Below are 16140 nucleotides of genomic sequence, written 5' to 3' on the forward strand. Positions count from 1 at the left end.
GGTGGTTCTGGTGATGAAGTGGCGGAAGTGGGGGTTACCCGCGGTGGCGCTGGTCGTGCTGGCGGCGGCCGGCTGTGACGCGGAGCAGGGCGCCCCCGAGGGCAAGCCGGCGTCCGGGCCGTCCGCGTCGGCGTCCGCCCCCGTGGCCGCCCGGGTCTGTTCGGCCCCCGCGGCCGGGCCGGCCGCGGCGCCCGCGGGCGCCGTCACGGTCGACCCCGCGGTGGCCGGGGACCTCGCCGCGAAGACCAAGAGCAGCCCCCCGAAGACCACGTTCTGGCTCATGCCGGGCACGCACCGGCTGGATCCGGACCGCTTCGCCCAGGTGGTCCCGAAGGAGGGGAACACCTACCTCGGGGCCCCGGGCGCGGTGCTGGACGGCGGGAAGACCAACCAGTACGCGTTCGGCGGCGGCGCCCCGGACGTGGCCATCCGCCATCTGACCGTGCAGAACTTCGTCGCTCCGCAGGACGAGGGCGTGGTCAACCACGAGTCGGCCGACGGGTGGGTGATCGAGCACACGACCATCCAGGACAACTCCGGGGCGGGGCTGATGGCCGGCGCCCGCCAGCAGGTCCGCGCGAACTGTCTGCGCGGGAACGGCCAGTACGGGATGAACGCGTACAAGGGCGGCGGCCCCCTCGGCGGCCTGGTGGTCGAGGGCAACGAGATCACGGGCAACAACAAGGACGACTGGGAGCGGCGCAAGCCGGGCTGCGGCTGTACCGGGGGCGTCAAGTTCTGGGCGGTCAACGGGGCCGACGTGCGCGGGAACTGGGTGCACGACAACCGCGGGGCCGGGTTGTGGGCGGACACCAACGACAACGACTTCCGCATCGAGGACAACGTGCTGGAGGCCAACGACGGTGCCGCGCTGATCTACGAGATCAGCTACAACGCGGTCATCCGGAACAATGTGATCCGGAAGAACAACTGGGTCGAGGGCCGCAGGTCCGCCGAGCGCGGCGACGACTTCCCGTTCGCGACGGTCTACCTGTCCGAGTCCGGCGGCGAGCCGCGGGTCCCGGCCCGGACGGACCGCATCGAGGTCTACCGGAACCTGCTGGAGAACAACTGGAACGGGATCACCCTGTGGGAGAACGCCGACCGGTTCTGCAACAGCCCCGCCAACACCTCGTCCGGGGTCTGCACCCTGCTGGTGGACCGTCCCGACCGCTGCGCGGCGCCGGCGATCGCGAGTGCACCGCTGTTCGCCGACTGCCGGTGGAAGACGCAGCGGGTGGACGTCCACGACAACCGGTTCGTGCTGGACACGGCCGTCGTCGACTGCACGGCGAAGTGCGACCGCATGGCGGTGCTGGCCAACTACGGCACCTACCCGGACTGGTCGCCGTACCAGGGCGAAGGGGTGGCCGAGGAGATCTCCCTCAAGCAGCAGAACCGCTGGCACGACAACGTCTACACCGGACCGTGGAAGTTCGTCGCCCACGACCCGAGCAAGGTGCTGGACTCCGCCCAGTGGCAGGCCCCGCCGTACCAGCAGGACCAGGGCAGCACCTTCGGTCCGCGGGCCGGTGGTTGAGATGGGCGAGAAGCGGATCGTCGGGATCGCCTGGGGGCTGCTGATCCTCAACACCCTCGGCTCGGCCGGCGCGCAGACCATCATCCCCCTCCCCCGGTCCCTGATCCAGATGGCCACCATGGGCGCGCTGGTCGCGGCCTTCGTTCTGGCTCTCTCGGTCAACCTCCGGCTGCGGGTGCGGCCCAGCGCCTACGTCCTCCTGCTCACCCTGCTGCTGGTGCCGAGCCTGATCTCCAGCGCACACCTGGCGTCCGGGTTCGGCGCGCTGTTCCGCTGCACCCGGCTGGCGCTGTTCGTCGGCACGCTGTGGCTGCTGACCCGCTGGTGGGACGGCGGCCTGACGTTCGTCCGGCACCACATCCGGATGTACCTGGCGGTGCTCGGGTCGGTGGCCGCGGGGCTGCTCGTCTCACCGGGCGCGGCCATGCCCGACCTCTACGGCGGCCGGCTGGTCGGCGCGCTGTGGCCGCTGACCCCGCCGCAGATCGGGCAGTACGCCGCGGTGATCATCGGGCTGACGGTGCTGCTCCTGCTGGGCCGCAGGACCGACCGGAAGAGCGCGGCGCTGGTCATCGTGCCGTCCCTGGTCCTGCTCGCCCTGACCCACACCCGGACGGCGACGCTCGGCCTGTTCATCGGGCTGGCGCTGGCGATCGGTTCGCTGATGCTGACCAGCTCCGCCGCCCGCCGGTTCTTCGGCTGGGCGGTGCTGATCGCCACGGTGGCCGCGGTGGGCTTCGCCTCCGCGCTCCAGTCGTGGTTCCTGCGCGGGCAGAGCCAGGAGAACTTCTCCAACCTCACCGGCCGGGCCAAGGTGTGGGACGCCCTGCTGGCGGCCCCCCGGACGGCCTCGGAGGAGCTGTTCGGCATGGGCCTGGGCGACAAGTCCTTCGGCGGGCTGCCGATCGACAACAGCTGGCTGGCCGTCTACAACGAGCAGGGGCTGACCGGCACCGCGATCGTGGCGGCGGTGTTCGTCGTACTGGGCGGCGTCGCGCTGCTGCGGCCGCCGTCGCTCCAGCGGGCCTGCGCGATCTTCCTGATCAGCTACTGCGCCATCGCCTCCTACACCGAGGCCGGGCTGGGCGACGCCTCGCCGTACCTGCTGCACCTGGCCGTGGCGGCCTCCCTGCTGGCGGCGCCCTCCGGGGCCGCCCCGCTCCCGGCCGCCGAAGGCCCCGCACGACGTGTCCCCCGCTGGATCCCGTACCGGGAGGTGACCTGACCATGCACGTCCTCGTGGTGCACAACCGCTACGCCTCGGCGCAGCCGAGCGGGGAGAACAAGGTGGTCGACCAGGAGGCGGAGCTGCTGCGCGCGGCCGGCCACCGGGTCGAGGTGTTCGAGCGGCGCAGCGACGACATCGGTGCGATGTCCCTGCCGGCCAAGGCCGCGCTGCCGCTGCTGGTGCCCTGGAACCCGGCGGTCCGCAAGGAGCTCGCCGCGCGGCTCCGCGCCGACCGGCCGGACGTGGTGCACGTCCACAACGTGTTCCCGCTGCTGTCGCCGGCGGTGCTGGCCGCCTGCGCCGACGCCGGGGTGCCGGCCGTCGCCACGCTGCACAACTACACCCAGGTCTGCCCGCCCGGCACGCTCCAGCGGGACGGCCGGCCGTGCACCGAGTGCGTCGGGGCGACTCCGCTGCCCGCCGTCCGGCACGGCTGCTACCGGGGCTCCCGGGCCGCCACGGTGCCGCTGGCGGTCAGCCTGTCGGTCAACCGGCGGCGGTGGTGGTCGGGGGTGGAGCGGTTCCTGTGCATCTCCGCGGCGCAGCGCGACGTCCTGGTGCGGGCGGGCATGCCGCCCGGGCGGCTGGCGGTGAAGCACAACTTCGTGCCCGAACCCGGCGTCCGCCGGGAGGGCCCCGGCGAGCACCTGCTCTACCTCGGCCGGCTGGCGGAGGCCAAGGGCGTCCGGCTGCTGATGGCGGCGTGGGACGAGCTGGCCGCGGCCGGCGGTGTGGGCGTACCGCTCGTGATCGCCGGAACGGGGCCGCTGGAGCAGGAGGTGACCGCCTGGGCGGCGGGCCGGGACGACGTGCGCTACGGCGGCCTGTACGACGCCCGGGAGTGCCGGAGCGCCGTCGCCCGGTCGGTGGCCGTGGTGGCCCCGTCGACCTGGATGGAGGCGTTCGGACTGGTGGTCGTGGAGGCGATGGCGGCCGGGGTCCCGACCGTCGCCGCCGGTCACGGCGCCTTCGTGGAACTCGTCGGGGACGGGGAGACCGGCCTGCTGCACCGGCCGGGCGACTCCGCCTCGCTCGCGTCGTGCCTGCGGCGCATCACGGCGGATCCGGCCCGGAACCAGGAGATGGGGCGGGCGGGCCGGCTCCGTTACGAGAAGGGCTTCAGTCCGGAGGTCGGGCTGGAGCGCCTGCTGGACGAGTACCGGGCCGCGATCGCGGGCCGGTCCGGTGGCGGGGAGGTCCCGCCACCGGTTGGGGAACAAGGAACCGGCCCGCGGCGGGACACCCCGCCGCGGGCGGGATGGGGGCAGTAGATGACACGATGCCGACTGTGCGGTTCGGCGGCGCTGGCGAGCGTCGTCGACCTGGGGGCGACCCCGCCGTGCGAGAGCTTCCTCGCCGCGGACCAGCTGGACCTGCCGGAGCCCGCGTACCCGCTGCACCTGCGGGTCTGCACGGACTGCTGGCTGGCGCAGATCCCTCCGCTGATCACCCCGGAGGAGACGTTCAAGGAGTACGCGTACTTCTCCTCCTTCTCGACCTCCTGGGTGGAGCACGCGCGGACGTTCGTCGCCGACGCCGCCGAGCGGGTGGGCCTGGGCCCGGACTCGTTCGTGGTCGAGGTCGCGAGCAACGACGGATACCTGCTGAAGCACGTGGTGGACCGGGGGATCCGCTGCCTCGGCATCGAGCCGTCGGTGAACGTCGGCGCCGCGGCCCGGGAGGCCGGCGTGCCCACGCTGACGGAGTTCCTGGACCCGGCCACCGGTGCCGGGGTCCGTGCCGAGCACGGCCCGGCGGACCTGGTCGTGGCCAACAACGTGTACGCGCACATCCCCGACGTGGTCGGCTTCACCCAGGGACTGCGCTCCCTGGTCGCCGACGACGGCTGGGTCTCGATCGAGGTGCAGCACCTGCTGACCCTGATCGAGGAGAACCAGTACGACACGATCTACCACGAGCACTTCCAGTACTACACGGTGGCGTCCGCGGTACGGGCACTGGCGAGCGGTGGACTCTCGCTGGTGGACGTCGAGCTGCTGCCCACGCACGGCGGCTCCATCCGGCTGTGGGCCCGGCCCGCCGAGGCGGCCGGCGAGCCCAGCCGGCGGGTGGCCGAGGTGCTGGACCGGGAGAAGGCGGCCGGGCTCCAGGAGCTGTCCGGGTACGCCGAGTTCTCCGCCCGGGTGGCCAAGGTGCGCCGGGACCTGCTGGGGTTCCTGATCGAGGCGGCCGAGCGCGGTGCGACCGTGGTCGGCTACGGCGCCCCCGGCAAGGGCAACACCCTGCTCAACCACTGCGGCATCCGGCCCGACCTGCTCGCGTACACGGTCGACCGCAACCCGTACAAGCACGGCAGGTTCACCCCGGGCACCCGCATCCCGATCCTGGCGCCCGAGCAGATCGCCGCCGACCGGCCGGACTACGTCCTCGTCCTCCCGTGGAACCTGCGGGCGGAGCTGGTCGAGCAGCTGTCCTTCGTGCACGAGTGGGGCGGCCGCCTGGTCTTCCCCATCCCGGAACTGAGCATCGTCGAGGTGAAGTCGTGAAGGTCGTACTGTTCTGCGGCGGTTACGGGATGCGGATGCGCAGCGGCGCGGCGGACGACGTGCCGAAGCCGATGGCGATGGTCGGTCCGCGTCCGCTGATCTGGCACGTCATGCGCTACTACGCGCACTACGGGCACAAGGAGTTCATCCTGTGCCTGGGCTACGGAGCCCACCACATCAAGGACTTCTTCCTCAACTACGAGGAGACGACGTCCAACGACTTCGTCCTGCGCGGCGGGCGGACCGAGCTGCTGTCCACCGACATATCCGACTGGACGATCACCTTCGCGCAGACCGGCGTCGAGTCCCCGATCGGGGAGCGGCTGCGCCGGGTCCGCCACCACCTGGACGGGGACGAGATGTTCCTGGCCAACTACGCCGACGTGCTCACCGACGCCCCGCTGCCGGAGATGATCGAGCGGTTCTCGCAGCGCGACGCCGGCGCCTCGATGACGGTGGTGCCGCCCCAGTCCTCGTTCCACTGCGTGGACCTGGGCGAGGACGGGCTGGTCGGGGGCATCACCCCGGTGAGCGAGCTGCCGCTGTGGGAGAACGGCGGCTACTTCGTGCTCCGCCAGGAGGTCTTCGACCACATTCCGGAGGGCGGGGACCTGGTCGCCGACGGCTGCGCCGGGCTGGCCAAGAGCGGCCGGCTGGTGGCGCACCAGCACCGGGGCTTCTGGAAGCCGACGGACACGGTGAAGGAGCGGGCCGCGCTCGACGAGGCCTACGCCCGCGGCGACCGCCCGTGGGCCGTGTGGGAGCGCGACGGCGCCGGGGCGGGGACCGCGTGATCAAGCTCAGTGCCGGGCGCGTGGACCGGGTCGTGGCGGTCGGCGCGCACTGCGACGACATCGCCATCGGCGCCGGCGGCACCCTGCTGACCCTGTGCGACGCCCGGCCGGGCATCCAGGTGGACGCGCTGGTGCTCTCCGGCGGCGGCAGCGACCGGGAGCAGGAGGAACAGGCCGCGCTCGCCGCGTTCTGTCCGGGTGCCGACCTGCGGCTGACCGTGCTCAAGCTGCCCGACGGCCGGCTGCCCACGCACTGGGACGAGGCCAAGGCCGCGGTCGAGGAGCTGCGCGGGCGGACCGATCCCGATCTGATCCTCGCCCCGCGCACCGACGACGCGCACCAGGACCACCGGGGCCTCGCGCAACTGGTCCCCACCGCGTTCCGCGACCACCTCGTGCTCGGCTACGAGATCGTCAAGTGGGACGGCGACCTCGGCCGTCCGTCGGCGTACCAGCCGCTGTCGCCGGAGACCGCCGAGCGGAAGGTGCGGCTGCTGCAGGAGCACTACCCCTCGCAGCGGCACCGCCCCTGGTACGACCGGGAGGCCTTCCTCGGGCTGGCCCGGATCCGCGGCATCGAATGCCACGCGCGCTACGCCGAGGCGTTCGCCGTCACCAAACTCACTCTGAACCTGGGGGATTGAACCTTGCGCGTACTGCTGACCGGACACCAGGGCTACCTGGGAACCGTGATGGCCCCGGTGCTCGCCGCCGCCGGCCACGAGGTCACCGGCCTGGACTCCGGCCTGTTCGCCGACTGCCTGCTGGGTCCGCTTCCCGCGGACCCGCCGGGGCGGCGGGTGGACCTGCGCGACGTCACGGCCGAGGACGTGGCCGGGTTCGACGCGGTGGTCCACCTGGCCGCGCTGTCCAACGACCCGCTGGGGTCGCTGGCCCCGCAGCTCACGTACGACATCAACCACCACGCGTCCGTGCACCTGGCGCGGCTGGCCCGCGAGGCCGGGGTGCGGCGCTTCCTGTACGCCTCGACGTGCTCGGTCTACGGCGCCGCGGGCGGTGACGCACTGGTGGCCGAGGACGCCCCGCTGCGCCCGGTGACCCCGTACGCGGAGTCCAAGGTGCGGGTGGAGGACGACCTGCACGCGCTGGCCGACGGGGACTTCAGCCCGGTGTACATGCGCAACGCCACCGCCTTCGGCTACTCCCCCCGGCTGCGCGCCGACATCGTGGTGAACAACCTGGTGGGCCACGCCCTGCTGTCGGGCGAGGTGCTGGTGATGTCCGACGGCACCCCGTGGCGCCCGCTGGTGCACGCCGCCGACATCGCGCGGGCCTTCACGGCCGCGCTGGAGGCGCCGCGCGAGGCGGTGCACGACCGGGCGTTCAACATCGGCAGCGAGACCAACAACGTCACCGTCGCCGAGATCGCCGAGCAGGTCGCCGACGCGGTGGCCGGCTCGAAGGTGGTGATCACCGGGGAGACCGGTGCCGATCCGCGCTCCTACCGGGTGGACTTCTCCCGGTTCCGGGACGCGGTGCCCGGCTTCGACTGCACGTGGACGGTGAAGCAGGGCGCGCTCGAACTCGCCGACGCCTACCGCGAGCACGGGCTGACCCGGGAGGCCTTCGAGCAGCGCTTCACCCGGCTGGCCGTGCTGCGCGCGGCGTCCGGGTCCGGCGCCGTCGACGACACCCTGCGGTGGCGCCGGTGACCGCGCCCGGCCGCGCGATGCACGCGCTGGTGGAGCGGCTGTACCCGCTGTGCCGGAGCATCACCGGCGACGGGGTGCGCGCCACCCTGGACGTCGTCGGCGAGTACCTCCCGCTGGAGGTGCACGAGGTGCCGACCGGGACGCAGGTCCTGGACTGGACGGTGCCGCAGGAGTGGAACATCCGGGACGCGTACGTCGCCGACGCGTCCGGGAAGCGGGTCGTCGACTTCGCCGCGTCCAGCCTGCACGTGCTCGGCTACAGCGTGCCGGTGTCGGCGACGATGCCGCTGTCGGAGCTGCGCCCGCACCTGCACACCCTGCCCGACCACCCGTCCTGGGTGCCGTACCGCACCAGCTACTACAAGCCGGCGTGGGGGTTCTGCCTGGCGCAGGAGACCCTGGACGCGCTGCCGGACGGCGAGTACGAGGTGTGCGTGGACTCCACGCTCGCGGACGGCCACCTCACCTACGCCGAGCACGTGGTCCCCGGGCAGGTCGCCGACGAGGTGATCGTCTCCTGCCACGTCTGCCACCCGTCGCTGGCCAACGACAACCTGGCGGGGATCGCGGTGGCGGTGTTCCTGGCCCGGTCGCTCGCGGAGCGGAACCCGTACTACACCTACCGGTTCCTGTTCGCACCCGGCACCATCGGGGCGATCACCTGGCTGGCCCGCAACGCGGAGCGGATCGACCGGGTCAAGCACGGCCTGGTGCTGGCCTGCGCCGGCGACCGCGGGCAGCTGACGTACAAGCGGAGCCGGCGCGGTGACGCGGAGATCGACCGGGTGCTGGGGCACGTGCTGGAGGCCTCCGGACGCCCGCACCGCATCAAGGAGTTCACCCCGTACGGCTACGACGAGCGGCAGTTCTGCTCGCCCGGGTTCGACCTGGGCGTGGGCTCGCTCAGCCGTACCCCGTACGCCGGCTACCCCGAGTACCACACCTCGGCCGACAACCCGGACTTCGTCACCCCGGAGGCGATGGCGGACACGCTGGCGCTCTGCGAGGAGGCGTTCTCCGTGCTGGACCGCAACCGGCGGTACCGCAACCTCAGCCCGTACGGCGAACCGCAGCTGGGCCGGCGCGGGCTGTACGACTCGCTCGGCGGCCGCAGCGACGCGAAGGAGGCCCAGATGGCCATGCTCTGGGTGCTCAGCCTCTCCGACGGCGAGCACGGCCTGCTGGACGTCGCCGAGCGGTCCGGGCTGGCGTTCGACACCGTGGCCGCCGCGGCCGGCGCGCTGCACGACGCCGGGCTGATCAAGGCATGACGGCGGTGCCCACCGAGGGGGAGACGGCGGCGGAACCGGAACGCCGGGGCGCGATGCGGGCCGTCGCCGGCCGGCTGTCCTGGGGGCTGGCCGACCAGGCCGTCTGCAGCATGACCAACTTCGCGGTGGGCATCTACGTGGCCCGCTCGCTGGGGCTGGCCGCGTTCGGCGTGTTCAGCCTGGCCTGGGTGACGTACGGCGTGGTGCTCGGCGTCTCCCGAGGACTGGCCACCGACCCGCTCGTGGTGCGCTTCAGCGGTGTGCCCGAGGCGTCCTGGCGGGACGCGGCGGGCCGTTCGTCGGGGACCGCGCTGGGCGTCGGTGCCGTCGTCGGCGCGATGTGCCTGCTGGCCGGGCTGGGTATCGGCGGGACGGTGGGAACCGCTTTCGCCGCGCTCGGCGTCGTGCTGCCCGGACTGCTGCTCCAGGACGCCTGGCGGTTCTCGTTCTTCGCCGCCGGCGCCGGGCGCAAGGCGTGCACCAACGACCTCCTGGGCGGTGTCGCCCTGGTCCCGGCCATGCTGGCGGCGGACCGCGTGGGCACCGTGGCGGCCTTCGTCCTCGCGTGGGGCTCGGCCGCCACGGTCGCCGCGGGGTACGGCTGCCTGCAGTCGGGGATCCGGCCCCGGCTGGGCCAGGCGCGCACGTGGCTGCGCGAGCAGCGCGACCTCGGCTCCCGGTACCTGGCCGAGAACGTCGGCGTCAGCGGCGCGGCCCAGCTGCGCGCGTACGGCCTCGGCCTGATCGTCGGGGTGAGCGCCGTCGGTGTGGTCCGGGGCGCCGAACTCCTGCTCGGGCCGTTCCTCGCCGTGCTGATGGGGCTGTCGCTGGTCACCGTGGCGGAGGCGGCACGTGTCCTGCGGCACGCCCCGCACCGGCTGGGCCCGTTCTGCCTGTTGCTGGGCGGCGGGCAGGCCGTCGCCGCGCTGCTGTGGGGCGGGGCACTGCTGCTGGTCCCGGACCGGGCCGGGGAGCTCGTGCTCGGCGGGGTCTGGCAGGCCGCCTCGGAGCTCATCGTGCCGGCCACCCTCGGCGTCGCGGGCGCGAGCCTCGGCGTCGGCGCGGCGGCCGGGCTGCGCGCGCTCGCCGCGGCCCGGCGCAGCCTGCGCTGCCAGCTGTTCGCCTCCGCCTGTTACGTCATCGGCGGGCTCGGCGGGGCGGCCGTGGGCGGCACCGTCGGCTCGGCCTGGGGCGTCGCCGCCGCGACGCTGAGCAGCTCGGCCGTGTGGTGGCTGCAGCTGCGCGCCGCCCTGCGCGAGCGCACGCATTCGATCCGCGAAGTGAGGACCACATGAACGACCGTCCCAGGCTGAGCATCGGCCTGCCCGTGTACAACGGCGAGGAGTACCTCGCGGAGTCGCTCGAAGCCCTGCTCGGCCAGACCTACGAGGACTTCGAGCTGGTCATCTCCGACAACGCCTCGACCGACGGAACCCGGGACATCTGTCTCAAGTACGCGGCGCGCGACTCGCGCATCCGCTACCTGCGGCTGCCCCGCAACATCGGCGCCGCGCCCAACCACAACCACGTGTTCACCGAGTGCCGCGGCGAGCTGTTCAAGTGGGCCTCGCACGACGACCTGTACGCCCGGGACCTGCTGAAGCGCTGCGTGGAGGCGCTGGACGAGCGGCCCGACGTGATCCTCGCGCACAGCGGCCAGGCCGTCATCGACGGCGACGGCCGGGTGAAGGTCCCCTACGAGTACGGGATCGCCACCGACTCGCCGCGCGCCCCGGAGCGCTTCCGCAGCTTCCTGTTCGAGCCCGGCGGCGACGACTTCTACGGGGTGATGCGGGCCGACGTGCTGCGCCGGGTGAAGCCGCACGACAGCTACCACCACGCGGACCGCACCTTCGTCGCCGAGATCGTCCTGAACGGGCCCTTCCACCAGGTGCCGGAGCTGCTGTACTTCCGCCGCGACCACCCCACCCGCGCCGAGCGGGCGAACCCCGGCAAGCGGTCCCGGTGCGTCAACCTGGACCCGCGCCGGGCGGGCGCCCTGCACCCGACGCCCCGGCTGCTCGCCGAGTACGTCCTCGGGTTCCTCGGGGCGATCGGGCGGGCACCGCTGTCGGCGGCCGACCGCCGGGCCTGCTACCGCCACCTGGCCGTCTGGATGGCCAGCCGGTCCCGGCCGGGCGCCGGTGAGCGGGTCGAGGACCGGGCCCCGGTCGTCCCGGCCCGGCTCGCGGTGTCCGTCGACGACCTGGTGGCCGGCCGCGAGGGGAGGGGCGCATGAGGCCCGCGGACGGATCCCCGGTGCGGGTGGGGGTGTTCGGCCTGCTCGGCTCCGGGAACCTCGGCAACGACGGGTCGCTGGAGGCCGTGCTCGGGTACCTGCGCGAGGCGCACCCGGAGGCCTCCGTGGACGCCCTGTGCGGCGGGCCGGAGGTGGTCGCGGCCCGGTACGGGATCCCCGCGACGCGGCTGCACTGGTACCGCGGGGAGTACCGGACGGCGTCCCGTGCGGGCGCGATCGCCGGCAAGGGGCTGGGCAAGCTCGTCGACGTGTTCCGCACCGCCTCCTGGGTGCGCCGGCACGACGTGGTGATCGTGCCGGGCATGGGCGTCCTGGAGGCCACCCTGCCGCTGCGGCCGTGGGGCTTCCCCTACTCGCTGCTCCTGCTGTGCGCGAGCGGGCGGCTGCTCGGCACCCGGGTCGCGCTGGTCGGTGTCGGCGCCGCCCCGATCGCCGACCGGCCGACCCGGGCGCTGGTGCGCTGGTCGGCCCGGCTGGCCGCGTACCGGTCGTACCGGGACGGCCTGTCCCGCGACGCGATGCGGGAGATGGGCGTGGACACCTCGCGCGACGAGGTCTACCCGGACCTCGCGTTCGCCCTGCCGACTCCGTCGGCGGGCACGCCCTCGGACGCGGAGGCGCCGGGCCCGGTCTGCGTGGGCCTCATGGACTTCCACGGCGGCAACGACGACCGGGCCCGGGCCGAGGAGATCCACCGGCGCTACCTCGACGGGACGATCGACTTCGTCCGCGCGCTGGTGGCACAGGGCAGGACGGTCCGGCTGCTCACCGGCGACGCGTGCGACGCCCCGGTGGTCGCCGCGGTCCTCGAAGCGGTGGACTCGCCGCTGGTCACCGCCTCGGAGGCGGCCTCGCTGGCCGACCTGATGAAGGAGGCGGCGGCCGCCGACTCCGTGGTGGCGACCCGCTACCACAACCTGGTCTGCGCGCTGAAGGCCGGCACGCCGACGCTGGCCCTGAGCTACGCGGCGAAGAGCGACGCGCTCATGGCCCGCATGGGCCTGGACGCGTACCGGCACCCGGCCCGCGAGGTCGACGCCGGCCGGCTGCTCGGGCAGTTCCGGGAGCTGGAGGAGCGCGCGGCCGAGCTGCGCCGGACCCTGGCCGAGCGGAACCTGGTCGCCGCCCGGCTCCTGGAGGACCAGTTCGCCGCCCTGACTTCGGCCCTGTTCCCGGCATCCGGCCGGGCCCGCGGCCACGTCCCTGCACACGCCACACGGGAGACCCCATGAAAGCCACCGAAGTCCCGGCGATCGCCGGCGCGTACCTCTTCGAGCCGACCCCGTACGCCGACGAACGCGGCTTCTTCTGCCGGACCTTCGACGCCGACGTGGTGCGCTCGGTGGGCCTCGACCCGGACGCCTTCCTCCAGGACAGCGTCTCGCGCTCGGTCCGGGGCGTGCTGCGGGGCCTGCACCTGCGGTCCGGCGCCGGTGAGGCCAAGCTGGTGCGGTGCTCGTACGGGAGCATCTTCGACGTGGTCGTGGACCTGCGGCCGGACTCGCCGACGTACCTGAACCGGGCCTTCTTCGAGCTGTCCGGGGAGACGCAGGCGACCCTGTACATCCCCGCGGGGTGCGCGCACGGTTTCCAGGCGCTGACGGAGACCGCGGACACCTCGTACCGGATCGACCGCCCGCACGACCCGGCCGAGGACGTGACGATCGCCTTCGACGACCCGGAGCTCGCCATTCCGTGGCCGCTGCCGGTCACCCTGATGTCCCGGCGGGACCGGGAGGCGCCGAGCCTCGCCGAGGTCCTGAAGCAGATCGAGAGCTGAGGTCGGCGTGGAAACCGAAGAGAACCGAGAGTTCGCCCTGCCCCGGTCGCGGGCGGCGAACGAGCGGCTGCACGCCCTCGTTCCGGGCGGCGCGCACACCTACGCCAAGGGCGACGACCAGTACCCCGAGGGCCTGGCCCCGGTGATCAGCCACGGCCGCGGCGCGCACGTGTGGGACGTCGACGGCAACCGCTACGTCGAGTACGGCTCCGGCCTGCGGTCGGTCAGCCTCGGCCACGCCCACCCGCGGGTGACCGAGGCGGTGCGGCGCGAACTCGACCGCGGCAGCAACTTCGTGCGGCCGTCCATCGTGGAGGTCGAGGCGGCCGAGCGCTTCCTCGCGACGGTGCCGACCGCCGAGATGGTGAAGTTCGCGAAGAACGGCTCCGACGCCACCACGGCCGCGGTGCGCCTCGCCCGCGCCGCCACCGGGCGCCGGCGGGTGGCGATCTGCGCCGACCACCCGTTCTTCTCCACGGACGACTGGTTCATCGGCACCACGCCGATGTCCGCGGGCATTCCCGACGCGGTCACCGAGCTCACCGTGTCCTTCCCCTACGGGGACCTGGCCGCCACGGAGGAGCTGCTCGGCCGGTACGGGGACGAGATCGCCTGTCTGATCCTGGAGCCCGCCACGCACACCGAGCCGCCGCCCGGCTACCTGGCCGGCCTGCGCGAACTGGCCGACCGGTACGGCTGCGTCCTGGTCTTCGACGAGATGATCACCGGCTTCCGCTGGTCCGAGGCGGGCGGGCAAGGTCTGTACGGCGTGGTCCCCGACCTCTCCACCTTCGGCAAGGCGCTGGGCAACGGGTTCGCCGTCTCCGCACTGGCCGGTCGCCGCGACCTGATGGAACGGGGCGGCCTGCGCCACTCCGGTGACCGGGTGTTCCTGCTGTCCACCACGCACGGGGCGGAGACGCACTCGCTCGCGGCGGCGATGGCCGTACAGGCCACCTACGTGGAGGAGGGGGTCACGGCCCGGTTGCACGCCCTCGGCGAGCGGCTGGCCGCCGGTGTCCGCGAGGCGGCGGCCGGCATGGGCGTCGCCGACCACGTCGTCGTCCGGGGCCGGGCCAGCAACCTGGTCTTCGCCACCCTCGACGAGAACGGGCAGCCGTCGCAGGAGTACCGCACCCTGTTCCTGCGCCGGCTGCTCGCGGGCGGGGTGCTGGCCCCGTCGTTCGTGGTGAGCAGTGCGCTCAGCGAGGCCGACATCGAGCACACCGTCGAGGCGGTGGCCCAGGCCTGTGCGGTGTACCGCAAGGCCCTGGACGCCGGCGACCCCTCCGCCTGGCTGGCGGGACGGCCGGTGAAGCCCGTCTTCCGCCGCCTGGCGTGAGCCGGGGCGGTCCGGTGCGGGCGGCGCGGTGCGTCAGCGGCGCTCGCGCCGGCCCGCGCCGGCCGTCCGGTCGACCAGCCAAGCCGTCGCCGGCACCACCGCCAGCGCGGTGCACCAGCCGCCCAGGACGTCGGTCGGGTAGTGGGCGCCCAGGGTGACCTGCGCCCAGCCCATGGCGGCGCCGGCGACCAGCGCCGCGGCGAGCACGAGGGCCGTGCCGGCCGTTCTCCCGAGGCCGAGCCGGCCGGTCGCGAGCAGGGCCACCGCGAGGGCGAAGGCGGTGGCGAAGGCGGTGTGCCCGCTCGGGTAGGAGAGGTTGTCGTCGCCGTGGATGGTGCGGCCCACCACGGGCTTGAGCAGCGTCGCCGTCCCCACGGTCAGGGCGGCTCCGGCCACCACGAGCACCGCGGCGCGCGGCCGCCGGACCAGCAGGCAGCCCGCCGCGGCGGCCGCCACCAGCACCGCCGCCCCCACGGGCTCCCCCAGGAAGTCCACGGCCAGGGCGGCGTACCGCACGGCAGGCCCCGCCCCGTACAGGGCCTCCCCGATCCGGCCGTCCACCGCGCCGGGCTCACCGGTGCCGGCGTACCGCACCCCGAGGACGAGGACCGCCAGGGCGGCGAGGGCGGCGATCAGGGCGAGCGGCGCGCGTAACGACGGGGGCAAAGCCGGGAGCCCCGGCCGGCCGGCCGCGGGACCGGTCGGCCCGCTGTTCTTCTCCAGGATTCCAAACACGCCAAAACCCTAACCAACACCGCGTTTTCCGGGGCGGCATCCCGGAAACCGGCGGTGCGGGACCACGGACCGGCCCGGCCCCCGCGGGGGGCCGGGCCGGCGTCCGGCCGGCGTCCGGCCGACGGCTCGCTCAGGCGGTGCAGCGGATCATGGTCAGCGGGCGGTTGGCGGTGTACTCCGCCCAGTACTCCTCGCCGTACTTCTCGACCCCGGCGTCCGAGACCTCCAGGGTGACCCACTCGATCCCGGTGAAGCCGGCGGCCCCCAGGGTCTGCTCGTACGTCTCCTTCGAGGGGGTGGTGGCCTCGAAGGAGACCGGCGGGTCGAGCAGGGCGGTGAGGCGGATGCCGCTGCCGATCTCGTTGTCCTTGCCGGTCCCCTCGAAGAGGAAGCCGTACTTCTCCAGCGAGGGGCCGTCGAAGTCGTAGGCGGGGTCCTGGACGAACAGGTTGAAGGCGCCGCCGGGCACGAGGCTGCGCCGGATGTTGCGCATCATCCGCTCGATCTCGGCGACGTCGCCCGCGTAGTTGAACGCCTGCACCGCGATCGCCACGTCGAACGGCTCGTCGAACTCGCGCAGGGTGGTCGTGTCCGCGACCTCGTAGTCGATGCCGAGGGGGTCCGCACCCTCGATCGCCCTGGCCGCGTCGACCATCGCGCCGGAGATGTCGAAGCCGAGCACGCGGGACGCGCCGCGGCGCCTGAGCTCGCGGCTGTAGAAGCCGGTGCCGCAGGCGATGTCGAGCACCGACTTGCCGGAGACGTCGCCGACCAGGGCGAGGAAGCCCGGCACCTCGGCGTAGCGGATGATGGGCAGGGTCTTGAAACCTTCGAACGCCTCGCCGATACCGTCGTACAGCTGACCACTCATCGCAGTGGTTCCCCCATCGTTCTGTGGCGTCGGCTCCCATGACGAGCCGCGGCCCTCGGCGGGAAGTCTGGTCGGTCCGCGCGGGGACTTCGTACTGGCGAAATGCACGAACCTGCTGGTGGCGTGACCGAGGTGCGCA

The 16140-nt window shown here is 73.4% G+C and carries 15 protein-coding genes; 13 read left to right on the plus strand and 2 right to left on the minus strand.

Annotation, left to right across the window (positions count from 1 at the left end):
- Positions 1-13: 13 nt before the first annotated feature.
- Genes ACIPW5_RS22045 through ACIPW5_RS22105 form a run of 13 tightly spaced genes read left to right on the plus strand, consistent with a single transcriptional unit; the run spans position 14 to position 14395 of the window.
- On the plus strand, positions 14-1540 hold the full coding sequence (locus ACIPW5_RS22045) for a right-handed parallel beta-helix repeat-containing protein (protein ID WP_401247362.1): 1527 nt from the start codon (positions 14-16) through the stop codon (positions 1538-1540).
- 1 nt (position 1541) lies between these two features.
- On the plus strand, positions 1542-2765 hold the full coding sequence (locus tag ACIPW5_RS22050; RefSeq protein WP_401247364.1) for an O-antigen ligase domain-containing protein: 1224 nt from the start codon (positions 1542-1544) through the stop codon (positions 2763-2765).
- A gap of 2 nt (positions 2766-2767) precedes the next feature.
- Positions 2768-4039, plus strand: coding sequence for a glycosyltransferase (locus tag ACIPW5_RS22055; RefSeq protein ID WP_401247367.1), 1272 nt, complete (start codon positions 2768-2770; stop codon positions 4037-4039).
- Positions 4040-5275 (plus strand): class I SAM-dependent methyltransferase, encoded by a 1236-nt coding sequence (locus ACIPW5_RS22060; RefSeq protein ID WP_401247370.1) that lies wholly within the window; start codon positions 4040-4042, stop codon positions 5273-5275.
- A complete protein-coding gene (locus ACIPW5_RS22065; protein ID WP_401247373.1) occupies positions 5272-6069 on the plus strand; it encodes a glucose-1-phosphate cytidylyltransferase in 798 nt (265 codons plus the stop codon). The genes ACIPW5_RS22060 and ACIPW5_RS22065 overlap by 4 nt, the downstream gene beginning before the upstream one ends.
- Positions 6066-6713 (plus strand): PIG-L deacetylase family protein, encoded by a 648-nt coding sequence (locus ACIPW5_RS22070; RefSeq protein WP_401247376.1) that lies wholly within the window; start codon positions 6066-6068, stop codon positions 6711-6713. Before ACIPW5_RS22065 ends, ACIPW5_RS22070 begins: the two co-directional genes overlap by 4 nt.
- A 3-nt stretch (positions 6714-6716) precedes the next feature.
- Positions 6717-7742 (plus strand): NAD-dependent epimerase/dehydratase family protein, encoded by a 1026-nt coding sequence (locus tag ACIPW5_RS22075; RefSeq protein WP_401247378.1) that lies wholly within the window; start codon positions 6717-6719, stop codon positions 7740-7742.
- Positions 7730-9013: a DUF4910 domain-containing protein gene (locus ACIPW5_RS22080; RefSeq protein WP_401247381.1), complete on the plus strand. Its 1284-nt coding sequence runs from the start codon at positions 7730-7732 to the stop codon at positions 9011-9013. The genes ACIPW5_RS22075 and ACIPW5_RS22080 overlap by 13 nt, the downstream gene beginning before the upstream one ends.
- The gene (locus ACIPW5_RS22085) at positions 9010-10308 is read left to right on the plus strand and encodes a hypothetical protein (protein WP_401247384.1); all 1299 of its coding nucleotides are present in this window, start codon (positions 9010-9012) and stop codon (positions 10306-10308) included. Before ACIPW5_RS22080 ends, ACIPW5_RS22085 begins: the two co-directional genes overlap by 4 nt.
- On the plus strand, positions 10305-11252 hold the full coding sequence (locus ACIPW5_RS22090) for a glycosyltransferase family 2 protein (RefSeq protein ID WP_401247387.1): 948 nt from the start codon (positions 10305-10307) through the stop codon (positions 11250-11252). Before ACIPW5_RS22085 ends, ACIPW5_RS22090 begins: the two co-directional genes overlap by 4 nt.
- Positions 11249-12505, plus strand: a complete 1257-nt coding sequence (locus ACIPW5_RS22095) for a polysaccharide pyruvyl transferase family protein (protein WP_401247390.1) — start codon at positions 11249-11251, stop codon at positions 12503-12505. The genes ACIPW5_RS22090 and ACIPW5_RS22095 overlap by 4 nt, the downstream gene beginning before the upstream one ends.
- Entirely contained in the window at positions 12502-13053 is a 552-nt protein-coding gene (gene rfbC, locus ACIPW5_RS22100) for a dTDP-4-dehydrorhamnose 3,5-epimerase (protein ID WP_401247393.1), read from the plus strand. The genes ACIPW5_RS22095 and rfbC overlap by 4 nt, the downstream gene beginning before the upstream one ends.
- 7 nt (positions 13054-13060) lie before the next feature.
- Positions 13061-14395: a glutamate-1-semialdehyde 2,1-aminomutase gene (locus ACIPW5_RS22105; RefSeq protein ID WP_401247396.1), complete on the plus strand. Its 1335-nt coding sequence runs from the start codon at positions 13061-13063 to the stop codon at positions 14393-14395.
- A gap of 33 nt (positions 14396-14428) precedes the next feature.
- On the opposite strand, the gene ACIPW5_RS22110 is transcribed toward ACIPW5_RS22105, so the two are convergent.
- Complete coding sequence (locus ACIPW5_RS22110; RefSeq protein WP_401247760.1) at positions 14429-15121, minus strand: phosphatase PAP2 family protein; 693 nt, start codon at positions 15119-15121, stop codon at positions 14429-14431.
- A 139-nt stretch (positions 15122-15260) separates the two neighbouring features.
- Positions 15261-16001: a class I SAM-dependent methyltransferase gene (locus tag ACIPW5_RS22115; RefSeq protein ID WP_401247399.1), complete on the minus strand. Its 741-nt coding sequence runs from the start codon at positions 15999-16001 to the stop codon at positions 15261-15263.
- Positions 16002-16140: the final 139 nt, after the last annotated feature.

The organism is Streptomyces sp. NPDC090077, assembly GCF_044747545.1.
In the GTDB taxonomy this organism is placed as follows: domain Bacteria; phylum Actinomycetota; class Actinomycetes; order Streptomycetales; family Streptomycetaceae; genus Streptomyces.

Bases quoted from the DNA above. Each gene is read 5' to 3' on its own strand.
- ACIPW5_RS22045 (WP_401247362.1), top strand. From the start codon at position 14: ATGAAGTGGCGGAAGTGGGGGTTACCCGCGGTGGCGCTGGTCGTGCTG.
- ACIPW5_RS22050 (WP_401247364.1), top strand. From the start codon at position 1,542: ATGGGCGAGAAGCGGATCGTCGGGATCGCCTGGGGGCTGCTGATCCTC.
- ACIPW5_RS22055 (WP_401247367.1), top strand. From the start codon at position 2,768: ATGCACGTCCTCGTGGTGCACAACCGCTACGCCTCGGCGCAGCCGAGC.
- ACIPW5_RS22060 (WP_401247370.1), top strand. From the start codon at position 4,040: ATGACACGATGCCGACTGTGCGGTTCGGCGGCGCTGGCGAGCGTCGTC.
- ACIPW5_RS22085 (WP_401247384.1), top strand. From the start codon at position 9,010: ATGACGGCGGTGCCCACCGAGGGGGAGACGGCGGCGGAACCGGAACGC.
- ACIPW5_RS22090 (WP_401247387.1), top strand. From the start codon at position 10,305: ATGAACGACCGTCCCAGGCTGAGCATCGGCCTGCCCGTGTACAACGGC.
- ACIPW5_RS22095 (WP_401247390.1), top strand. From the start codon at position 11,249: ATGAGGCCCGCGGACGGATCCCCGGTGCGGGTGGGGGTGTTCGGCCTG.
- rfbC (WP_401247393.1), top strand. From the start codon at position 12,502: ATGAAAGCCACCGAAGTCCCGGCGATCGCCGGCGCGTACCTCTTCGAG.
- ACIPW5_RS22115 (WP_401247399.1), bottom strand. From the start codon at position 16,001: ATGAGTGGTCAGCTGTACGACGGTATCGGCGAGGCGTTCGAAGGTTTC.